Annotated in this window: 32 protein-coding genes; all 32 read right to left on the reverse strand. The window is 33.1% G+C overall.

The genetic code is table 11. The features are described from left to right. Nucleotides 1–49 precede the first annotated feature (49 nt). Nucleotides 50–577 carry a hypothetical protein gene (locus ACPWSO_RS05115; RefSeq protein ID WP_426081748.1) on the reverse strand — a complete coding sequence of 176 codons (528 nt, stop codon included), beginning with the start codon at nucleotides 575–577 and terminating at the stop codon, nucleotides 50–52. Nucleotides 578–604: 27 nt separating this feature from the next. Beyond that, nucleotides 605–1,246 carry an HD domain-containing protein gene (locus ACPWSO_RS05120; RefSeq protein ID WP_426081750.1) on the reverse strand — a complete coding sequence of 214 codons (642 nt, stop codon included), beginning with the start codon at nucleotides 1,244–1,246 and terminating at the stop codon, nucleotides 605–607. A 60-nt stretch (nucleotides 1,247–1,306) separates the two neighbouring features. Then, a complete protein-coding gene (locus tag ACPWSO_RS05125) occupies nucleotides 1,307–1,603 on the reverse strand; it encodes a hypothetical protein (RefSeq protein ID WP_426081751.1) in 297 nt (98 codons plus the stop codon). 45 nt (nucleotides 1,604–1,648) lie between these two features. Then, entirely contained in the window at nucleotides 1,649–2,029 is a 381-nt protein-coding gene (locus ACPWSO_RS05130) for a hypothetical protein (protein ID WP_426081752.1), read from the reverse strand. A gap of 53 nt (nucleotides 2,030–2,082) precedes the next feature. Continuing rightward, entirely contained in the window at nucleotides 2,083–2,400 is a 318-nt protein-coding gene (locus tag ACPWSO_RS05135; protein ID WP_426081753.1) for a hypothetical protein, read from the reverse strand. 93 nt (nucleotides 2,401–2,493) lie between these two features. Beyond that, nucleotides 2,494–2,895: a hypothetical protein gene (locus ACPWSO_RS05140; RefSeq protein ID WP_426081755.1), complete on the reverse strand. Its 402-nt coding sequence runs from the start codon at nucleotides 2,893–2,895 to the stop codon at nucleotides 2,494–2,496. A 39-nt stretch (nucleotides 2,896–2,934) separates the two neighbouring features. Beyond that, a complete protein-coding gene (locus ACPWSO_RS05145) occupies nucleotides 2,935–3,327 on the reverse strand; it encodes a hypothetical protein (protein WP_426081756.1) in 393 nt (130 codons plus the stop codon). 1,064 nt (nucleotides 3,328–4,391) lie between these two features. Next, a complete protein-coding gene (locus ACPWSO_RS05150) occupies nucleotides 4,392–4,820 on the reverse strand; it encodes a hypothetical protein (RefSeq protein ID WP_426081757.1) in 429 nt (142 codons plus the stop codon). 62 nt (nucleotides 4,821–4,882) lie between these two features. Next, on the reverse strand, nucleotides 4,883–5,194 hold the full coding sequence (locus ACPWSO_RS05155) for a hypothetical protein (RefSeq protein ID WP_426081758.1): 312 nt from the start codon (nucleotides 5,192–5,194) through the stop codon (nucleotides 4,883–4,885). Between the two features lie 170 nt (nucleotides 5,195–5,364). Continuing rightward, entirely contained in the window at nucleotides 5,365–5,613 is a 249-nt protein-coding gene (locus ACPWSO_RS05160) for an Imm59 family immunity protein (RefSeq protein WP_426081759.1), read from the reverse strand. A 133-nt stretch (nucleotides 5,614–5,746) separates the two neighbouring features. Continuing rightward, nucleotides 5,747–5,998 (reverse strand): Imm59 family immunity protein, encoded by a 252-nt coding sequence (locus tag ACPWSO_RS05165; RefSeq protein ID WP_426081760.1) that lies wholly within the window; start codon nucleotides 5,996–5,998, stop codon nucleotides 5,747–5,749. 95 nt (nucleotides 5,999–6,093) lie between these two features. Then, complete coding sequence (locus ACPWSO_RS05170) at nucleotides 6,094–6,408, reverse strand: hypothetical protein (protein WP_426081761.1); 315 nt, start codon at nucleotides 6,406–6,408, stop codon at nucleotides 6,094–6,096. A 235-nt stretch (nucleotides 6,409–6,643) separates the two neighbouring features. Next, nucleotides 6,644–7,063 carry a hypothetical protein gene (locus ACPWSO_RS05175; protein ID WP_426081762.1) on the reverse strand — a complete coding sequence of 140 codons (420 nt, stop codon included), beginning with the start codon at nucleotides 7,061–7,063 and terminating at the stop codon, nucleotides 6,644–6,646. Between the two features lie 8 nt (nucleotides 7,064–7,071). Further along, the gene (locus ACPWSO_RS05180; protein WP_426081763.1) at nucleotides 7,072–7,536 is read right to left on the reverse strand and encodes an SUKH-3 domain-containing protein; all 465 of its coding nucleotides are present in this window, start codon (nucleotides 7,534–7,536) and stop codon (nucleotides 7,072–7,074) included. Between the two features lie 61 nt (nucleotides 7,537–7,597). After that, the gene (locus ACPWSO_RS05185; protein ID WP_426081764.1) at nucleotides 7,598–8,050 is read right to left on the reverse strand and encodes a toxin-antitoxin system YwqK family antitoxin; all 453 of its coding nucleotides are present in this window, start codon (nucleotides 8,048–8,050) and stop codon (nucleotides 7,598–7,600) included. A gap of 56 nt (nucleotides 8,051–8,106) precedes the next feature. Further along, nucleotides 8,107–8,373 carry an Imm59 family immunity protein gene (locus ACPWSO_RS05190; RefSeq protein ID WP_426081765.1) on the reverse strand — a complete coding sequence of 89 codons (267 nt, stop codon included), beginning with the start codon at nucleotides 8,371–8,373 and terminating at the stop codon, nucleotides 8,107–8,109. Between the two features lie 34 nt (nucleotides 8,374–8,407). Next, the gene (locus tag ACPWSO_RS05195) at nucleotides 8,408–8,860 is read right to left on the reverse strand and encodes a hypothetical protein (protein ID WP_426081766.1); all 453 of its coding nucleotides are present in this window, start codon (nucleotides 8,858–8,860) and stop codon (nucleotides 8,408–8,410) included. Nucleotides 8,861–8,942: 82 nt separating this feature from the next. Beyond that, complete coding sequence (locus tag ACPWSO_RS05200; protein WP_426081767.1) at nucleotides 8,943–9,182, reverse strand: hypothetical protein; 240 nt, start codon at nucleotides 9,180–9,182, stop codon at nucleotides 8,943–8,945. A gap of 22 nt (nucleotides 9,183–9,204) precedes the next feature. Next, nucleotides 9,205–9,636, reverse strand: a complete 432-nt coding sequence (locus tag ACPWSO_RS05205; RefSeq protein ID WP_426081768.1) for a hypothetical protein — start codon at nucleotides 9,634–9,636, stop codon at nucleotides 9,205–9,207. Nucleotides 9,637–9,986: 350 nt separating this feature from the next. Next, nucleotides 9,987–10,397 (reverse strand): hypothetical protein, encoded by a 411-nt coding sequence (locus ACPWSO_RS05210; RefSeq protein WP_426081769.1) that lies wholly within the window; start codon nucleotides 10,395–10,397, stop codon nucleotides 9,987–9,989. A 12-nt stretch (nucleotides 10,398–10,409) separates the two neighbouring features. Further along, nucleotides 10,410–11,912 carry a deaminase domain-containing protein gene (locus tag ACPWSO_RS05215; protein ID WP_426081770.1) on the reverse strand — a complete coding sequence of 501 codons (1,503 nt, stop codon included), beginning with the start codon at nucleotides 11,910–11,912 and terminating at the stop codon, nucleotides 10,410–10,412. Between the two features lie 15 nt (nucleotides 11,913–11,927). Continuing rightward, the gene (locus ACPWSO_RS05220; protein ID WP_426081771.1) at nucleotides 11,928–12,224 is read right to left on the reverse strand and encodes a hypothetical protein; all 297 of its coding nucleotides are present in this window, start codon (nucleotides 12,222–12,224) and stop codon (nucleotides 11,928–11,930) included. Beyond that, nucleotides 12,217–12,918, reverse strand: a complete 702-nt coding sequence (locus ACPWSO_RS05225) for a DUF5081 family protein (RefSeq protein WP_426081772.1) — start codon at nucleotides 12,916–12,918, stop codon at nucleotides 12,217–12,219. The genes ACPWSO_RS05220 and ACPWSO_RS05225 overlap by 8 nt, the downstream gene beginning before the upstream one ends. Beyond that, nucleotides 12,915–13,220, reverse strand: coding sequence for a WXG100 family type VII secretion target (locus ACPWSO_RS05230; RefSeq protein WP_426081773.1), 306 nt, complete (start codon nucleotides 13,218–13,220; stop codon nucleotides 12,915–12,917). Before ACPWSO_RS05230 ends, ACPWSO_RS05225 begins: the two co-directional genes overlap by 4 nt. Before the next feature lies 1 nt (nucleotide 13,221). Then, nucleotides 13,222–13,626, reverse strand: coding sequence for a hypothetical protein (locus tag ACPWSO_RS05235; protein WP_426081774.1), 405 nt, complete (start codon nucleotides 13,624–13,626; stop codon nucleotides 13,222–13,224). A gap of 176 nt (nucleotides 13,627–13,802) precedes the next feature. Continuing rightward, nucleotides 13,803–15,122, reverse strand: a complete 1,320-nt coding sequence (locus tag ACPWSO_RS05240; RefSeq protein WP_426081775.1) for a glucosaminidase domain-containing protein — start codon at nucleotides 15,120–15,122, stop codon at nucleotides 13,803–13,805. Nucleotides 15,123–15,245: 123 nt separating this feature from the next. Then, nucleotides 15,246–15,623 (reverse strand): hypothetical protein, encoded by a 378-nt coding sequence (locus tag ACPWSO_RS05245; protein WP_426081776.1) that lies wholly within the window; start codon nucleotides 15,621–15,623, stop codon nucleotides 15,246–15,248. A gap of 22 nt (nucleotides 15,624–15,645) precedes the next feature. Beyond that, the gene (locus ACPWSO_RS05250; protein WP_426081777.1) at nucleotides 15,646–15,966 is read right to left on the reverse strand and encodes a hypothetical protein; all 321 of its coding nucleotides are present in this window, start codon (nucleotides 15,964–15,966) and stop codon (nucleotides 15,646–15,648) included. A gap of 14 nt (nucleotides 15,967–15,980) precedes the next feature. Beyond that, a complete protein-coding gene (locus tag ACPWSO_RS05255) occupies nucleotides 15,981–16,214 on the reverse strand; it encodes a hypothetical protein (protein WP_426081778.1) in 234 nt (77 codons plus the stop codon). Between the two features lie 166 nt (nucleotides 16,215–16,380). After that, complete coding sequence (locus ACPWSO_RS05260) at nucleotides 16,381–16,737, reverse strand: hypothetical protein (protein WP_426081779.1); 357 nt, start codon at nucleotides 16,735–16,737, stop codon at nucleotides 16,381–16,383. Between the two features lie 34 nt (nucleotides 16,738–16,771). Further along, nucleotides 16,772–16,975 (reverse strand): hypothetical protein, encoded by a 204-nt coding sequence (locus tag ACPWSO_RS05265; protein ID WP_426081780.1) that lies wholly within the window; start codon nucleotides 16,973–16,975, stop codon nucleotides 16,772–16,774. Continuing rightward, nucleotides 16,972–17,505, reverse strand: coding sequence for a hypothetical protein (locus ACPWSO_RS05270; protein ID WP_426081781.1), 534 nt, complete (start codon nucleotides 17,503–17,505; stop codon nucleotides 16,972–16,974). Before ACPWSO_RS05270 ends, ACPWSO_RS05265 begins: the two co-directional genes overlap by 4 nt. Between the last annotated feature and the right edge of the window lies 1 nt (nucleotide 17,506).

The following is a 17,506-nucleotide window of genomic DNA, read 5'->3' on the forward strand; positions in this document are numbered from 1 at the left end:
TTGCTATATTAATGCTAATCTAGACCGTCTGATTTTTTCCCTTCACTCGCTAGAATGTTTCAAGTAATACTTCAATTTGTTTTTTCTCTATGCCATAGTTCACTGGAAAAACAGCCATGATTTCTTCAAAAAAAGTGAATCCTGCGGTCAAAAGAACGCTTAAAAAAAGCTGTTCCGGTAATACCCACTTGCTTTTTTCTTTTCCTTCTTTAGTAAAAAGAAGCTGCTTTCCAGGTAGCTTTTTAAAGCTGATTCTAATTGGCTGATCCGGAAAATAAGTTTCTGCCTGTCCCTCTTTTAAATATCCTTCTACCATATCGATTAGATAGCACCACAGCTGATCAAGCAAATCCCATTCTTCAAAGGACAATAGCTCTTCATCAAAATACTTCAGGATAATTGCACCCTCTAATGTATTTGTATTTACTTTTGTTTTAATTTTTAGAAGCTTTGCTTGATCTCCAATCGAAATAAAATAATCTTTTTTATTTTTGAAAGAAACAGCCTTTGGATCAAGAAGATAGGAGCCACAGAGAATCCCCGATTGATAAAACTGATTATTTACTACTACCACCACAACACTTTTCCTTCCTCTAAACTTATTTTATAAAAAGCTTTCCAAATAGCTCAAAGCTGCTTCATATTTTTCAAGTCTTTTGAAATCCTCTTCTTTTGGCTGAGGAATCCGGCTGAGATCCATATTTTGTTTTAAATCAGCCATTTTCACTATCCAGGCACTATTATCCATTTTTACAGCAGAAAGATACTCTTCATAAGAAATTGTTTTATCTTTTGTAAGAGTTACAATCGATTGAATGATTCGTTCTGTAAACCCGTTTTCTCTTAAAAACGCCTCCGTTACAAAGGTGTCTTCAATACTATCATGGAGCAATGCAACAATTTTTTGTTCGGTACTTCCTACCATATTGGCTACGGCCAGAGGGTGCTTGATATAAGGCTGACCTCCCTTATCGACTTGCCCCGCATGTGCTTTTGCTGCAAGCTGTTCAGCCAGCCCGTGTAATAACTTTAACCTTTCCCGCTGTTCGCTTAAAAGCTGGAATGCCGCAGTTTCGCTTATTTCCTCATATTCATCAAATAGTTCATCCTCGGGCCATTGGTATCTAATCATAATACCGGTTTTGACCCACTTTTCTAAACCAAAATAATAACGATAAGAATAGGTATTTGTATCTTTGATTACTTCATTAAAATTCAATTTGTCTGTTAATCTGTAATATTTCATTACATCCTCCTTGCTATTTCTTAAAACAAAAGTCAGCACCATAAAGGCTAGTTTAGCTATTTAATGATGCTCTATAGAAATATGAACCTTATCTCCCAACTTAACCTTATGAAAGTCAGCTGATTTATATAAACTAAGTCCTAAATTTACCTGCTCAATTATAGAGGTCGCAATTTCACTTTTTTTTACTTTAAATCTGTATTCATGCCCCTCAGACTGAATAATAATTTCTTTTTCCTCTAGATACAAGCCTTTTAAATTATCAATAGAATAGTCTGAAGCCAATCCGCCAGCAATTCGCTGCTCTCCATCTTTTTCCATCTTAAAACCAACCGACATAATATATTTTAGTATCATTGTGTTTCCTTCCTGATTTGACGATTCACTTATTCATATCAAAAATCATTGCAACTGTTTTCTTATCTTCCTAACTTCAACTTCTGATTTTGGAACTTCTTTTTCATAAAAGTATTTATCGGTTCTTAAAAATCCGTATTCCTCAGCAATATCTGCTAAGCTGGTTCCAATGACATAATTCCCATTTTTTTCATTTGGACGCAAATAAAATTCAAACTCTTTGTACTTCGCCATCAGTTCGATTGAATAGTACTCACTCAATTCACTCTTCTCTATTTTCTTTGTATAAACACCGCTATTATATGTATCTTCAAAGCTATCATCGATTATTCCCTTATTCTCAGTAAGTAGTAACGTATTTCCATCCATGTCTCCAATTATTTCATATTCATTTTCATGATAGATGCCATAATTCCCTGATTTCATCACGTGTTCTCTCCTCGTTCATTTACCAGCTTCTACACAACTAATTACGAATTCTACGTCATTTCTAATAAAGGAACTTCTAAATTATCTGGTGCTGTTTCTATAAAGCCCGCTTCGGTTTCAAATAATTGGCGCTTATATTCCTTTAAAGTCCAATAATTTATTCTACGAAGTATTTCTGCTTGCTGGAATGAGGTTAATTGACAATAATCATCCGTCTTCTTATCTTTTACTGACAATAGTAATATCCAATAAACTTCATCTCTGAAATCTGCAATATTGCATTTAATCACACAGCTAGCGTCTTCATACATCAGATTATCATGTTCTTTTGGCGTAGTTATTATAGAAAAATTTTTGTTAGTCATCATTTCATCACCTTTTTTATAGGGTTCACATATGAATACTTTTCAACAGCCATTTGTCTCATGAAATAATCTCAGTCTTCAATCTGCCATTAAAAATTAAGAGGTAATACTCAGATTATAAGCTACTCTTGATTTAACACTGTAGTTGGTTTCAACTAGTTTATACGGAACAGTTTCTAACATTTCGTTATACACCATCACATCATTTTTTAGTCGCTCTATTTCTTTATCATCTATATCTAAGATAATCTGATTAATTAACAGTAGTCTTTCATGGATAAAATCAGCAAGTTCACTTCGCTGTAAGCTCTCTATACCTATTCGAATAAAATAAGAATATTGAATAAAAGGATTCCTATTTATTCTTCTATAGTCTTCTTCAATTATCTCCAGAACTGCTTGCAGCACTGTCATTCCATCACTATCTATATACTCTTCAAAATCAAACTGCACAGCTTCCCTAATTTTTTCATAGTCTAAGTCTACATAGTCCTTCATTTTATCCCCTATTCTTCTTTTCTTCATCGAATTAAAGTTTTAAAGCAGATGCTTTAAGTTCAATAAATAATTGATTCTTTCACTATCTCCAGCGTTGATTATTTTATAATTTTTTGCCTTTTCATATCTTTTGTATATCTCTATATCCTCTTTTAACAATTTAATTTCTTTATCTCTAATAACCAGTGCTCGTACTTTTACGTTCGAAAGCCGCTTGTGTAAAAAATCAGCAATCTCTTTTCTTTGTAAACTCTCAATACCTAGACGAATAAAATAAGAATACCGTATGAATTGATTTTTATTAACATTTCGCCAAAACTCTTCAATTACATTTGCAGTTGCCTGATCTACTGAATAACCATGCTCATCAATATATTCTTCAAAGCTAAGCCGGACATCTTCTTTGATAATCTCATATGTTATTTTTTCCACCTGAAATCTCCTATACTTCCTTTGTTCATTTTCCACACTATTGATTTAAGATATACTGTAATCTAGACTTTCCCTCATCACTTATCTTATAACATTCATAGTCCTTTTCTTTCTGTAATTGTTTATATTCTTTGAAATCATTTTTTAGTTTTTCTATTTCTGCGTGTTTTATTTTAGAAATTTTCTTTTCAGCTTTACATAGCTGCTCATATAAAAAATCTATTAAATATCCTCTGTTCATACCTTCAATTGCTAAACGAATAAAATAAGTGTACCTTATAAACAAACTCTGATTGATTATTCTATAATCTTCTTCAATTATCCTGCTAGTTGCTCCCGCTACTGTTAAGCCCTCTTCGCCAATCTAATCCTCAAAATCAATTTGAATACCCTCATTTATGAACTTATATGTTATTTTTTCATCCATAATCATTCTCCTACCCCAACTAAAAATTCTTTTAATCAATAAAATATTCGATTGATTTATCCTTTTCCAAAATATTATTTTAAATATATCTTCTTTTCATTTTTAAGTTATCATTCACATAAAAATCTATTAACACTATCTGTTATAACATTTTGACTATTATTATTCTCTGCCATCAACATCTTTTATTCTTATCTGTAAGAGTTCTGATAATCTAATTCAACTGTCTAGACAATTAAAAAACACCACAACTATTGTAGTGTTCTCATTTGTTGAAGCCTTTTAGAATCAATTTTCTTTTAACTTTTCAGATAAAAAAACAAGCATATAACTAACGCAATAACTACAACAATAAAATTAATTATCTGCCATTTTGTTTTCCAAACATAGTCTGGCGGCGTATGTTTATATGTAGGATTGATGGATTTCGTTTGATACTCCAAACTACTGCCAAAAAATACATCGGAAGGAATCATAAAAATTACCATAATTCCATAAATTATTGTGATAGTTAAGAAGAAAGGTGTCTTGAGCCATAAGTGTACTATAAAGCCAAGACTTATTGGTATTACAACATGAAGAAGACAAACAAATAAATTTTTCTTTGATGACTCAGCCAACATTCTAATCAGCCTTTCTATACATTAAAATTTTTTTTTATCAGATACTTTTTTACAGCCTCAATTTTCACTTCACTCTTCAAAACTTCTTTTTCGTAAAAATATTTATCTGTTCTTAAAAACTGATTTTTTGCTGCTATAGCAGCACTATCCGTTCCTAAAATAATATTGTTCCTATTCATACTATCCCTTACCCAGTATTTTTCTCCGTGGTATTCGGCGAGATATTCCACAGTATAAAATTCTTCTAATTCCTCCCATTTAACTATTTTAATATATATGATTGGCAGTTCCCCTACATTCAAATAATTATCTGGATAAATCTTTTTTTTAAATCCTAATGCCTCATCTCGTTTGTCATAAGAAACTAGCCTTACCTGGTTTTCATCCCATTGGCTAGCAAAATATTCTTTTTCATTATAGGTTGCGTATGAACCATTTCGCATAACAGTATTCCTTCTCTTCCATAATTTTGCTAAAATGATGACTATTTTAAAACTATCTTATCCTATTCTATTTCTAATAAAAGTGTTTCTAAATCATATGGTGGTTCCTCGATAAAACCTAGTTCATCGACATATACTTGTTTGTTTGACTTTTTCATTGACAGATAATTGATTCTTCGATAAACCTCTTCTTTTTGTTTTACTGTTAATCCTATTTTTTCTCCGTCTTTTTCAGCTTTTAATAGGATAGTCCAATAAACATTATCACGAAAATCTGCGACATTACAGTATACTTCACACGATAAATCTTTATAAATCAGATTACTTTTTTCAGAAGAGTTAATTACTATAGTAAATCTTTCTTTGCCTCTCATTTTATCATCTCCTTGTATTAACGACAGTTACGCTTGAATTAATCTTGAAGTATACAAGTTTTGCTAAAATAATTACTATTTACTCAAAAGGTAAATTACTCATTTTTATGTTAGCAAGCAATCTTCATAATCTATTGTTATATTTAAAGAACGATTGGAGGTATTTCAATTCATTCTCCAAATACTTTTTTAGCCAGCTCAGCTTTTTTCAAAAACACGCCTTCAGCCTCCTCAGCTGAACTATAATCATTCGAACTAGTTATTGCTGCTCTTTCTCCTGACACATAGACTGTCCATTTCTCTAGCTCCCTATTGTAAATAATCCCAACCTCATATTCTCTAGGGAGTCTGTCTTCATACAATTTAACCCTATTTGTACCTCTTTTTGATGAATATTTTAGCAATTCGTTTTTCTTCATTTATTCACCTAATCATCTTTAAAAATATACCTACTAAGCTTTCCTTCTTCTATTTTTTTCAGAACTCCTATTTTCTGATTTTCTCAAGCAGCAACTGGTCTTATCTTATTATTATCGTCCAAGACTATAAAAATTATCTATTAAAATACTCTTCTAATTGCTTGTTAATCTTTAATCTTTCGATAAAATCTTCTAACGCATCACTTTCGTTATCATATTCTCTTACTCCAGATTTTACTGCACGTTCATTCGTGACAAATACTTCCCAAATATCTGATTTTTTTGTTATAACAGTCTTGTTTTCACCAATATGTTTATTTTCAAACATAACAAAATTTGCCAGATTTTCTGTTCTTATGATTTCTTTTGCTTTCTCTTCAGTCATGCGTTATTTCCCATGCCTTCCTTTTTTTTATTAATTCTAAAACTTTCGATACTAATTTTATTCGCCATTTTTCTACTAATAATCAGTATAAACAACTACTCCATTTCTAACAGTGGAGACTTTAAGTCATACGGTGGTTCCTCGATAAAACCCAAGCTTTCTTCATAAACTTGTTTGTTCATCTTTTTTATAGTCATATAGTTAATACGTTTAAATAATTCGGTATTTTGTTTAGAACTTAATTTCACGTTTTTTTTAGTTAATCTACTTTCTACATAACTTAGGTCTACCCAAAGTACTTCATCTCGAAAATCTACAACCTTACAGTATGCAATACAAGATAAGTCCTCATACAATAAGTTAATCTTTTCGTTGTATTTCGTTGTTACATTAAAATTTTCATTTGACATATTTCCTCATCACCTTATATTTATCTGAATCCTATCTGAATTCACAACCAGTAATATTAATTCTATTTTATTATAACATTTTGGCTGCAATTATTTGGGGAAATCCAAGGATTTTATAGCTATTCACTTACATCTTTTATGCCAGCAAAAAACACCCCGAACATGACTTAACTCTTGAAAGTTAGCTTATGGTCTAACTTTTTAGGGAGATCAAATTCCGAGGTGTTTCACTACCTTAAGTATTAAACCAATCCTCTGGTTTAATACTTAAAATGTAGTCTACTCTGTATTTTGTATCAAGGCTGGTCTCTACAATCTTATACTCTTTTTTCGCCAATAATTGTTTGTAAACTAGAACATCTGCCTTTAGCAAATCAAGCTCTGGATTTTCAAGACTTGGGATAACTTCATCAATATTACTCAGCTTTTCAAGTAAATAATCAGCTATTTGTTCTCTGTTCAAGCTCTCAATACCCATTCGAATAAAATGAGCATACATGACAAATGTATTCAAATTTATTAATCCAGTGTAATCATCAATTGATTTTGAAGTAGCCTGAACAACAGTCCAATTCATTTCATCAATATATTCTTCAAAATTGAAATATACGTTACCTTTTATTTCTTCGTAATTCATATTCTCTGTTCTACCCATATTATTAATTACTCATCCTCTAGTATTTCAGGTGTTATCCTGACACAATTCATAACTTTAAATAAAAGCTCATTGAATGAGTTTGCTTCATAATCTACAACAAAGCTATCATTACACCCATAAAAGCTTCCATCCTCAGCAATAAATACATCTGTCGGTTCCTGAGGTATTTCCCCAACTATTAACAATTTCTTTCCTAAATGTTTTTCATAGTCTCTTACTAAATTTATGTCATATTCTCTAGCAAATTTTTGCGTACGAATGGATAAAGAACGTCTATCCTTTTTATCATATAGAGACTCGAAATCGATTGTAAAACCTTCAAATTCTATCAAAAAATTTTGTTGGATAGTATTAATTTGATATCCTAGTTTGTTTAGATTCACAACTAATTCACTATTACTTGTGGAATTATCCAGTTCCTCTTTACTTTTTAAAATAATCTCTTCGATTAATTTCTTAGTATATTTCATGTAAACTCCTCAAAGTTAATTATAATAAGTCTAAAAAAATCTGAGCCTCTGACACAAGTTCTTATTTCTCTAATGCTTCTTTCAATTTTTTGATATACTCAAGATCAGAAGCACTTGGTTGCATTTTTTCATCGACAACCTTCCCGTTTTCATCATAACAAGTATAATTTAAGGCCACTCCCAACTCGTATTCTCCTTCTTCTTCAAGTTTTCCATCTGGAAAATATTTGGTCATCTTTCCATGAACAACGCCTCTTTTCTTATTCATGATAGTTTTTACCTTTCCATCTGGATAAAAAAGAACAAATTGACCGTCTTCTACGCCATCTTTGTACCAAGAATAATTGGCAATTCTGCCATTCTCAAACATTTCATAGGCAAGACCATTAAATAAATCTCTACCATCTTCTGAAGTAGTCAGATAATCTCCATAGGGCGGCTGAGCCCCCAAGCCATTATCTGAATCTACTCCGTGATTTTTTACGTACTCTTCATCCAAAATTTTATCGTTCATTTTTATGATTCTCTCCAAAGTTCGCTCAATTTTAAAAGATATCTATCTGAATCCTATTACTCTTTCGATCTTTTTTTCGTAAAATAATCCAAAACTATTTTATTAGACCGAATCCTTTGTATAAAACTATCTAAAGCCTTCTCTTCTGTGGCAAACTCCTCGATTCCTTCCGGTGTTGCTCTTTCACTTGTGAAAAAAACACACCAATTCTGATTCTTTTTGCATATAACAATTTCATTTTCTTTGACTGGATGTTCTTCAAATAAATTGTAATTCGTTAGGTTTTCTTCTGATATTATTTTTTTTGCTTTTTTTCTATCCATCATTATCCCTGCCTTTTAATGAGGTTTACATGAATTATTTGATTATGTTTGTTCGAACTTCTTCAATAATCACTTCATTTTTAGGTACTTCTTTTTCATAAAAATACTTATCTGTTCTCTTAAAACCTAATTCATTTACTAATTGAGCATCTGACGAACCTAATACTACGTTTTCTTTATTTAAGCTAGACCGAACAGAAAACTTTTGATTTTTATAGATGGCATAATATTCCGCCCTATATAATTCGGTTAGTTCACTTTTATCAACTATTTTCTCGTATATATCGGGTAAAATATCTCTGTTTTCAAACTCTTTAGGAAAAATATACTTGGTGAAACCCAATTTTTCAGTTTCCTTTTTCCTCGAAACTAATGTCACGGTTTTACTAGTTATATCATTTGCTTGATACACTTCATTTTTGAAAACTGCATAATCTCCAACAGATAATTCCATTTTTTCTCCTATCTTTTCTTTCTCAGTCAACACAAGTATTTCAATCCATTTCTAACAAAGGCTTATTTAAGCTATGGGGTGGTTCCTCGATAAAACCTGCTTCAGTTTCAACAATTTAAGTATTCATTTTTTTGATAGTTAAGTAATTTATTCTACGAAGCACTTCTTGATGTTGAGGTAAAGTTAATTGACTATCATTATTATTTCTTTTATCTTTTACTGACAATATTAAAATCCAATAGACCTCATCTCTGAAATCTGCAATGTTACAATTAATTACACAGCTAACATCTTCATAAATTAAATTATCACGCTCATTTTGCCTCGTATGTATAGAAAAATTTTCGCTGTTCATCAGTTCACCTCATATTTTAAGATTATTTATAGACAATTGATAGTTTCACTTCACCGTTTTTCATGTCGATGTAGGATGTTGCCTCTCCCCATTCTCTTTTAACTATAAGAACTGTTTCTTCTTCCTCTTCAGGTTCTCCAAACTGTTCAATGAGCCACTTATCATGACTTTCTCGTTTCCTTCTGTTTCTATCATTTGACCAGTCTTGATATGTGTTTACTAATCCCGAATCGGCATTTTCTAAATTTAATCCAATAAGCTTATTCTCTTTAAAATAGAACCATATCCAAAATTTTATATGCCCATTTTTTAAAGGCATAGAATTTTCAAAAACATTATCATTTATTTCAAACTCTTCTAAGTTTTCATTAAACTCTTGAATAAAATCCATTTTACTCATATTTGGTATAATGGTACTTTTGCCAAATATCAATTTTCCTGTTCTATTATTCATAAATAGCCACCTCTATTTTTTATGGTTCCCTAGACTAGAGTTCTGCATCATTCGGAAGATTTGTTGTATTTTACTATCAGACCTAAGAAAAATAAATCCTACGGCTACAGTCATATCAGACTAGTATTATAAAAAAAGTTCTCTTTGTTCTGATTATCACGAATCGGTTCATATTTAACACTATTAATTATAACATTTTGAAAGTGATTATTTGGGAAAACCTGATATTTTATGGCTATCTCTCACCTCCTTTATTCCATCAAAAAACACCTCGAACATGACTTAACTCTTGAAAGTTAGCTTATGGTCTAACTTTTTAGGGAAGTCAAATTCCGAGGTGTTTCACTGTTTTAAGTATTAAACCAGTCCTCTGGTTTAATACTTAAAATGTAGTCTACTCTATATTTTGTATCAAGGCTGGTCTCTACAATCTCATACTCTTTTTTCTCCAATAATTGTTTGTATACTAGAACATCTGCCTTTAGCAAATCAAGCTCTGGATTTTCAAGATTTGAGATAACTTCATCAATATTACTCAGCTTTTCAAGTAAATAATCAGCTATTTGCCCTCTGTTCAAGCTTTCAATACCTAATCTCACAAAATAAGAATAGGTGATAAAGGGACTTAGATTGATAAATCCCGTAAAGTTATCAATTGTTTTTGATGTTGTTTGAGCGACAGTCCAACCTGCTTCATCCATGTACTCTTCAAAGCTAAAAAAAACATTATCTGTTATTCTTTCATAATTCATATTCTCCACTTATTTTCCTCCTTATATTTTAGAAAATTCTTTAATCATTTCACTTGTTACAACATTCAATTTAATATTAGGGTATTTTCTTCTGAATTCTAATATAAGATTACTACAGCTTTGACAACAATTTTTTTTAGAAAATAAAGTAATCTCACCATGTATTTTTGAATCTTTTATTTGTGAAGCAATATCTTCTAAAATTTTTGCTTCAGTATCATTATATCTCACATAATCATCTACTTTAACATAACTTTTTAAAAGTCTTTGTTCTTCACTCATAGCTGTTGAAAATCCTTCAACATAACCTAAAGAATCTTTCGAATGAATTCTGCTGTGAGCTTTAAGTTCTAATTTTACATCAGGAACATCTACCTTAGCTGTAGCAACATTAGAACTTTTTATGGTATCGAATTTGTACTCAATCCTTTTTCTTTGAGTATTTGATAAGTTTAAATACTCCTCAGATTTTCTATAATCATTAATAAAATCATCCATATTCTTTTCAATTTTTATAGACTTAGCTTCTAAATCTTTAGCAATTTTATAAAATGCTTTCTTTTGTTTAGCAATAGCTGTTATTTCCTTATACTTCCCTCGGCTAGAGTTCTGCATCATCTTCACGATATGCTGCGTCTTAGTATCAGAGACACCCTTCACTAGATTCACATTCTTACTAAATGAAGTCAGTCCTTTCACGCCACCGACAACTCCGATTGTACCAAACACACCTCTCGTCCAGCGTTCTCCTGTACCAAGCTCACGTCCGCTGACAAAATCCTTACCAAATCCTGCACAGGCTAATTCGTAGGCACCAAATGCCGCACCAAGGGCGAAACCTGCTGGTGGAAATACAAAACCGACAGCCACTGTCACAACAGTAGAAACAATATTGAATATCAGTTCTTTCTTGTTCTGCTTGTCTCGAATCGATTCATACTCAAACGCACCTGAATGAATTGCACTGCTTTTATAATCGGCATAAGTCAGCTCAGTGTCTGGATTCGAAGCTTTATAGTTGGCCCATTCTGTCGACATCATATCTGAAACCGGATTGGTGCCGTTAAAAATATCGTTTAGACTGATACTGCCTTTTTCGAATAACTGTTCTTCTGCCATACTGGAAGAAACCTGCACGATACGCTTTTCTTTAATCCCCAGCGTATTTTTGGTAGTGTAGCTGTCAATATTCAGCCCTTCCATTGTTTCTACGTAGTCATCGATCTGCTTATAAAATTCATCATCAATTTCGTCGCATAGGACTTGATTTACTTTACTTGTAAATGTTTTTAATACATTGAATTTTTCTGCAATCTCACTGTATTTTGATGTGTAGCTCGTATGAGAAAAGCTGATAATTCCATCCTCATCATAGGTATCGATGTCAGATTCGGCCTTTTCAAGATTCTTGGTGACATCTGTCAGCTCATCTGTAACACCTCGACCCCAACCGGAGCCTATCAAGGTACCGATGGTTGTGCCCATCTTTTCCCAACTGCTTTCAGTATACTTTACATCTGCCATTTATTCACCCCTTTTCTACGGTCTCACCGGTCCTATTTGTTTCGCCAGTGTTCCATCAGCTTCTGCCATCGTTACCCAAGTCATCTGCAGTAGTTGACCCAGGCGAGTATAATGCTCAACTGCGGCATTATATTTTCCCGGCACATTTGCTAATGCTTTCACCGCACTATCTGCCTGTCCGTCTTTATAAAAATTTAGCTCACCAATTTTAACTGCTTCCTGTGTTGCTTTCTCCAGCAAAGCTGCGATTTCTGATAACTCATTAAAGAAACCTTCAATTTCGCTTTTATCAAAGCTTATCTTTTCAGACATTTTGCTCACCTGCCCCATATGGAATTTCTAAGCTGTCAAACAGCTCTTTCATCAGCCAATACTGACTTGCCCGATAATAGCTTTCATCTTCAACGGATACACTATATAGCTTGTCTTCCTCTACAAAACAAAGCCAAGCACTTTTCTCATTTTTCTCAATGCTATAAACTTCTAAAGACAGCGCATTATCTGGTATGTCCTTATCAAGAAAGCTTCTTCTTTCACGATTACGCGCCTTTTTCAAGACAAACTCTGTTTCATCTGCCAACGGTTCTCTTTTTACAATTGCCAAATGGTCAAATAGCTCTTTCATTACTAGATATTTGTCAATCACACGTAGTATATAATATTCCTGAGGCTCAATTTCAGTGAGTACAATGCACATATCTTCTTCAAGCTCACTAAAGGCAATCATTAGATTATTAATCTGAACATATTTTCTGGAAGCCGCATATTCCTCAATGGATTTAATAATTAAGTAGCCGCCGTCCGTTAGATGACCTGCTTCATCCAAGATTCCTTTTTCCTGAATCTTTGCTTTTGCTTCGTCTAAATAATTTCGATCCATCATGCCATAAAGTGAACGGTCAGGCAGTCCAAACAATGCTTTCGCCTGAATCGCATCACTTAATAAAAAGAGTTCAGTTACATGGAAAACGTCTTGCGTATTTAAGCCTTCAACCATTGTACTCATAGGCTTTTCACCTTTGCGACTTCAGCGTTGCTTCCGTAGCTGCTAATCCCTTTCGTGATTTCCTTCAATGCTATTTTCTGCTTTTTACTCGCACTGTACAAATCTGCATGATATTCCTGAAGGAGGGTTAGATAGGCTGTAAATGATTTTTCAGCGTCTCCTTCCCAGCCGGAGCCCTTTACTTTGCTAAGCAGTGTCTTTGCCTTCTGACTCGATTCTTGTAAATAGGTGGTCATATTTTCAGCATAACCAATTGCTGTTGTTACTTCTGCTTCTGTGATTTCCAGTTTCGACAGTCCCATACTATGCCCTCTCCTTCATGCGCTCTTCTCGTTCTTTCGCTTCTTTTCTAGCTTTGGCTTCCTTTGCAGCTCTCTCCTGCGCCACTTCGGTATTTACTTTATCGATATAATAGTTTTTACGCTCTAAGGCTTTACTTTTGGCTGTCGCCAAGCTCTCTCTCTTCTCCGACTCTTTTGCGATATAGTCACTAAGCTTACCTGTCAGCTCTTCTCTTTTTGGATCGAAATCATTAGAAGGTATTTTGCTATTGGAAAAATTAGAAACATTGCTTTTGTAGGTATTAAAAATTGATTTGGCTTCGCCTATTTTTTCATCATGCTTTGAAAGTCTTTTCGTCAACTTGTCATACAGCTTTTCATACTGATTTGCTTTTCTTTCACTTTCTCTCGTAACTATCCAATACATACAGTTACCCCTTTCTTTTAATCAAAAAGACACGCCAAAGAAGTCTTTGACGTGCCCCAAAAGATTACAACTTATTATTTACTTCACTCAACCTTTTTATCCAACGTCAACCTATTATTTTTGCTTTCTTTTCTATCTACTCCCAAGATTTGAAAAGCTGCTTCAATCGATTCAGCCTATTTCGGTGTGATATAGGTCATGATATCAGCTGTATTTTTATCCAATAGACGGAAGGAAACCATTCCCAAACCCGCTACATTCATTTCGGAAATTAGGATTGAACCATCCTCATAGACATGCTCCACAAAAGCTACGTGACCATAGGTACTGTCTGCTCCAGCTACTCCAGGCTGGAAACAAAGAGCAGTCCCGGCTTTTGGTTCATGGGATACTTCATAGCCTCTGGCTTTACCAGTTGCACCCCAGTCCATACCGTTCCCCATATTCACATCTACGTAACCATCTAGTTGAATGATTCGATTATAAACATATTGCGTACAGTTACCAGCTGCATAATACTCCGCTCCTGAATAGCTCTCACCTGCATAATCCTTAAAATCACTATCTGGATGATTATCCGTAATAATGATTCCTGATGCAGCTGCTGAAGGCTCAGCCTTGTCGTATTCAGTCAGTTCATATTCCTCAATAAAAGCTATTAATTTTTGATCATATTGCGTATCCGTTGCGTAAACTCCAGTTAAGGCCTTAGCGGCTTCCTGATAGCTGACTGCATGTTCCTTCCAGGTGCCTTCATAAATCGTTGGATTCCACTCTGTTCCTTCTTTAAGAAGCTTGGCATAATCTTCAAAGGATTCTGTATAGCCTGGATATTGTTTAAAGGTCGAATTGATTTGATACCAGTTGCCTGATCCGTCGTCTTCATAAGTCGGAAACGTCACTGATTGCCCTTCATAATCTCCCTTGATACCGAATAAGTTGAAGTACGGTTCCTGACTCAGCTGACTGCCGCCTGAACCTGTTTCCAAGATTGCTTGAGCAATCATTACCGAAGCATACAGCTCAAATTCCTGTCCAATTCTTCTAGCCTTTTCACCAATTCGACGAACAAAGCTCTCTGTTGTTTCATCCCGATTGACATTGATTGGACTCGGCAAATTCAAAATTGGATCCACTCCAGCTCCCGTATAGTTTGGTGCTGGACTAACTGGAGCAGGCGCTGCCGGTTGAGCAGGTGCAGGTGCCGCAGGCTGTGCAGGTGTATCCGGTACTGGTGCCGGTGTTTCTACCGGCGGTGTTGGCTCTGCCGACACACTTGGTTCAGTACTTGAATCTGTCGTCCCAGTCTCTCCCGGATTACTCTCTTCTGTTGTATCAGAAGTATCTGTACTTTCTTCCGTACTGCTGTCTGTCGTTTCGGTAGACTCTTCTACCGGATTTGCATTTCCAAGCTCTGATCCAAAAACCAGAACAGGATTAAAGGCGCTGCTTACTATAATTGCTAATGCACCTGCCATAAGTATCTTTCGCTTCATAATTGTCTAATTACTCCTTTTGTCTTCGCATTTTTTTATGAATATCTTACAATAAGTACACGTTTATTCTTACTAATCTTTTTATGTAGCTTCTTTTGAAAATACATAGTTTTTGATAGTTGTTTAATTACAATTATTTTTAATCATCCAATCCAACAACTTTCGAATCTCTTCCCATTCAACTATTATCTTTTTTAGTTTCAACGTTTTTATACAAATAGGGGGATATAATTCGTCAGCTTCAATGAGACCTTCAAACATATCAGAAATAGTAGCATACTCTTTTTCAATTTCTAAAAGAACTCGTTCGTTGCCAATTGCTTCAAAACTACTTTGCTTCTTTTCTACTTTCACAATTTTTTGCATAATATCAGTCAATGAAATCAAAGAACTATCAATATTAAGCAAATCCTCTAGTCCAATATACGCTGGATTTTCAAAAACGATTACAGGTCGTTTTTTGAACCCTTCAACATCAAAAATTTCATAGCTAATTTTCATTTATCGCTCCTGTATTTCCCACCTAAATCACTTGATACATTCCATTAAAATCAAATGATTTTAATGGTTTCAGTGCTGAAAAGAAGCCTCTTTCCTGCAACTCTTTAATTGTTTTAATAATGTCTTCTTCCTGACACTCATTGACTAAGATGAGGTTAGGAACCATTTCATAAAAGCCGTAATCCTTTATTTCTAATTCAAAGTCTTGTTTTAAGCGAATCATTGTATAAACATTTAATTGATAAGCTTTGTTTTCAATAACTACAAATACATCTTCTCGATAACCCTTATTAAAACTTTCATAGGTCATTACCTCTGAATTATTTTCAAAATAGACAATCATTTACTTCCTCTTACTCACATAAAATCTAAAATAGCTTCAATACTTTCTTTTATTCCTTCTGAAAAGTCTGAAGAGTTAGTTTCCAACCTTTCAACTATCTCTTGAAATTTAGCTTCGAGAACTTTTTCTTTTTTATCTGTTAAATCCAAATCTAACAACTGAATGAGATTTAAATAATCTGTTAAAACTTCTCTATTTTGCTTTATTTCTTCATTTCTATCTTGAACAATATATTTGCTTTCTGGCAATACATGTCGGCTCGAATTTCTTAATAAAAAACCAAGTAGTTGATTTTCTCTAAGAACAAAAGAACACTACTTCCAATGAGTAATTAAGTGAATGTTGTTTTTATTTCAATTCAGTAATTTAGGACATTTTTCTACTAAACGACCTATCATAAAAATCTATTTCTTATTACAATTTCTCGAAAAACTTGCCATCCTGATTCATTATTACACTTTTAGGATATTCTTTTTTTAAACCAGAATAAAACTTTTGTACCAATACTTCACTTTGTTCATCGCTTCCTACTTCAACATCTAAAATATAGTTAATTTTCAGTTGATATTCAGAAAGAATTTCAGCATTTTCAGATGCATAATAGTCTAAATCAGAATCAAATTCCGCATAATTAACCCAGATTGTCGCTTCACCATCTTGAATAGTATAGTGACCGTTACTTGTCTCATATCCTTCTAAATGATTTACAATCGAATCCATTTTTTCTTTTGAAATATGCTCTTCTAAAAAAATTTGATAGCTCTTACTCATTTAAAACTCCATATTATTTTTGGTGTAATTGTGACTATTTTTTAACAATACTATTAATACCTTCGAAAATGACATCACGTAATACTTCGTTGTAAGTATCATAGTTTTTGTCAGCTTTAATCTTGTCAAATACTTGTTTTATTACACCATCCACCATTATGGTTAATCCTTCAACCTGTTCCTCAGAACCTTCTTTATTAAATAATTCGTTCATGATTGTCAAATTATTATCGCTCATTTGTCCATCTCCTCAAACTTTCTTTTTTCTTGATTAAACTTTTTTGAAATTAAATCAATATCATTATCCATCCAGTATTGATTTGACTTCTCTATATACTTAGCAATTCCTTCTGTTTTTCCTTTCCAGCCATCAGGAACATATTTTTCATAAGGAACAGCTTCTGGATACTCAGAAATTAGCTCATTATTTATAAAATCTACGTATAAACTTGGCTGTAATGACAAAATAGTATCATCATAGTGATTGTTCAAAACCCATTCATTTAAAACCTCTGTTTCAATAGAAAAAGATTCATAAGGTTGTAGGTATTTTTGGTAATTATCTTCATCAACTACTGCTATATTATTTCTCAAAGATAAAATATAGTCTAAATCTACATCATAACCCACGTTTTTATAAGCCTTTTGATACTTATAAATATCTAAAATCCATATATCTTGAGGAGTTAAATACCAACGGAAGCCATTCAAACTGTTCACACCAACAATTATATTTTCAGCATATTTTGGTTGTAATATCTTCATCATC

Source organism: Enterococcus sp. LJL51, assembly GCF_049894025.1.
Lineage (GTDB): Bacteria > Bacillota > Bacilli > Lactobacillales > Enterococcaceae > Enterococcus_L.

Excerpts from the sequence above, each read along its gene's own strand:
- ACPWSO_RS05170 (WP_426081761.1), bottom strand. The coding sequence starts at position 6,408 with ATGTCAAATGAAAATTTTAATGTAACAACGAAATACAACGAAAAGATT.
- ACPWSO_RS05265 (WP_426081780.1), bottom strand. The coding sequence starts at position 16,975 with ATGAGCGATAATAATTTGACAATCATGAACGAATTATTTAATAAAGAA.
- ACPWSO_RS05180 (WP_426081763.1), bottom strand. The coding sequence starts at position 7,536 with ATGAAATATACTAAGAAATTAATCGAAGAGATTATTTTAAAAAGTAAA.
- ACPWSO_RS05230 (WP_426081773.1), bottom strand. The coding sequence starts at position 13,220 with ATGGGACTGTCGAAACTGGAAATCACAGAAGCAGAAGTAACAACAGCA.
- ACPWSO_RS05250 (WP_426081777.1), bottom strand. The coding sequence starts at position 15,966 with ATGATTGTCTATTTTGAAAATAATTCAGAGGTAATGACCTATGAAAGT.
- ACPWSO_RS05245 (WP_426081776.1), bottom strand. The coding sequence starts at position 15,623 with ATGAAAATTAGCTATGAAATTTTTGATGTTGAAGGGTTCAAAAAACGA.
- ACPWSO_RS05120 (WP_426081750.1), bottom strand. The coding sequence starts at position 1,246 with ATGAAATATTACAGATTAACAGACAAATTGAATTTTAATGAAGTAATC.
- ACPWSO_RS05240 (WP_426081775.1), bottom strand. The coding sequence starts at position 15,122 with ATGAAGCGAAAGATACTTATGGCAGGTGCATTAGCAATTATAGTAAGC.
- ACPWSO_RS05200 (WP_426081767.1), bottom strand. The coding sequence starts at position 9,182 with ATGAACAGCGAAAATTTTTCTATACATACGAGGCAAAATGAGCGTGAT.
- ACPWSO_RS05165 (WP_426081760.1), bottom strand. The coding sequence starts at position 5,998 with ATGACTGAAGAGAAAGCAAAAGAAATCATAAGAACAGAAAATCTGGCA.
- ACPWSO_RS05160 (WP_426081759.1), bottom strand. The coding sequence starts at position 5,613 with ATGAAGAAAAACGAATTGCTAAAATATTCATCAAAAAGAGGTACAAAT.
- ACPWSO_RS05150 (WP_426081757.1), bottom strand. The coding sequence starts at position 4,820 with ATGCGAAATGGTTCATACGCAACCTATAATGAAAAAGAATATTTTGCT.
- ACPWSO_RS05135 (WP_426081753.1), bottom strand. The coding sequence starts at position 2,400 with ATGATGACTAACAAAAATTTTTCTATAATAACTACGCCAAAAGAACAT.
- ACPWSO_RS05215 (WP_426081770.1), bottom strand. The coding sequence starts at position 11,912 with ATGGCAGATGTAAAGTATACTGAAAGCAGTTGGGAAAAGATGGGCACA.
- ACPWSO_RS05130 (WP_426081752.1), bottom strand. The coding sequence starts at position 2,029 with ATGAAATCAGGGAATTATGGCATCTATCATGAAAATGAATATGAAATA.
- ACPWSO_RS05225 (WP_426081772.1), bottom strand. The coding sequence starts at position 12,918 with ATGAGTACAATGGTTGAAGGCTTAAATACGCAAGACGTTTTCCATGTA.
- ACPWSO_RS05155 (WP_426081758.1), bottom strand. The coding sequence starts at position 5,194 with ATGAGAGGCAAAGAAAGATTTACTATAGTAATTAACTCTTCTGAAAAA.
- ACPWSO_RS05270 (WP_426081781.1), bottom strand. The coding sequence starts at position 17,505 with ATGATGAAGATATTACAACCAAAATATGCTGAAAATATAATTGTTGGT.
- ACPWSO_RS05185 (WP_426081764.1), bottom strand. The coding sequence starts at position 8,050 with ATGAACGATAAAATTTTGGATGAAGAGTACGTAAAAAATCACGGAGTA.
- ACPWSO_RS05235 (WP_426081774.1), bottom strand. The coding sequence starts at position 13,626 with ATGTATTGGATAGTTACGAGAGAAAGTGAAAGAAAAGCAAATCAGTAT.
- ACPWSO_RS05125 (WP_426081751.1), bottom strand. The coding sequence starts at position 1,603 with ATGATACTAAAATATATTATGTCGGTTGGTTTTAAGATGGAAAAAGAT.
- ACPWSO_RS05140 (WP_426081755.1), bottom strand. The coding sequence starts at position 2,895 with ATGAAGGACTATGTAGACTTAGACTATGAAAAAATTAGGGAAGCTGTG.
- ACPWSO_RS05190 (WP_426081765.1), bottom strand. The coding sequence starts at position 8,373 with ATGGATAGAAAAAAAGCAAAAAAAATAATATCAGAAGAAAACCTAACG.
- ACPWSO_RS05175 (WP_426081762.1), bottom strand. The coding sequence starts at position 7,063 with ATGGGTAGAACAGAGAATATGAATTACGAAGAAATAAAAGGTAACGTA.
- ACPWSO_RS05260 (WP_426081779.1), bottom strand. The coding sequence starts at position 16,737 with ATGAGTAAGAGCTATCAAATTTTTTTAGAAGAGCATATTTCAAAAGAA.
- ACPWSO_RS05205 (WP_426081768.1), bottom strand. The coding sequence starts at position 9,636 with ATGAATAATAGAACAGGAAAATTGATATTTGGCAAAAGTACCATTATA.
- ACPWSO_RS05220 (WP_426081771.1), bottom strand. The coding sequence starts at position 12,224 with ATGTCTGAAAAGATAAGCTTTGATAAAAGCGAAATTGAAGGTTTCTTT.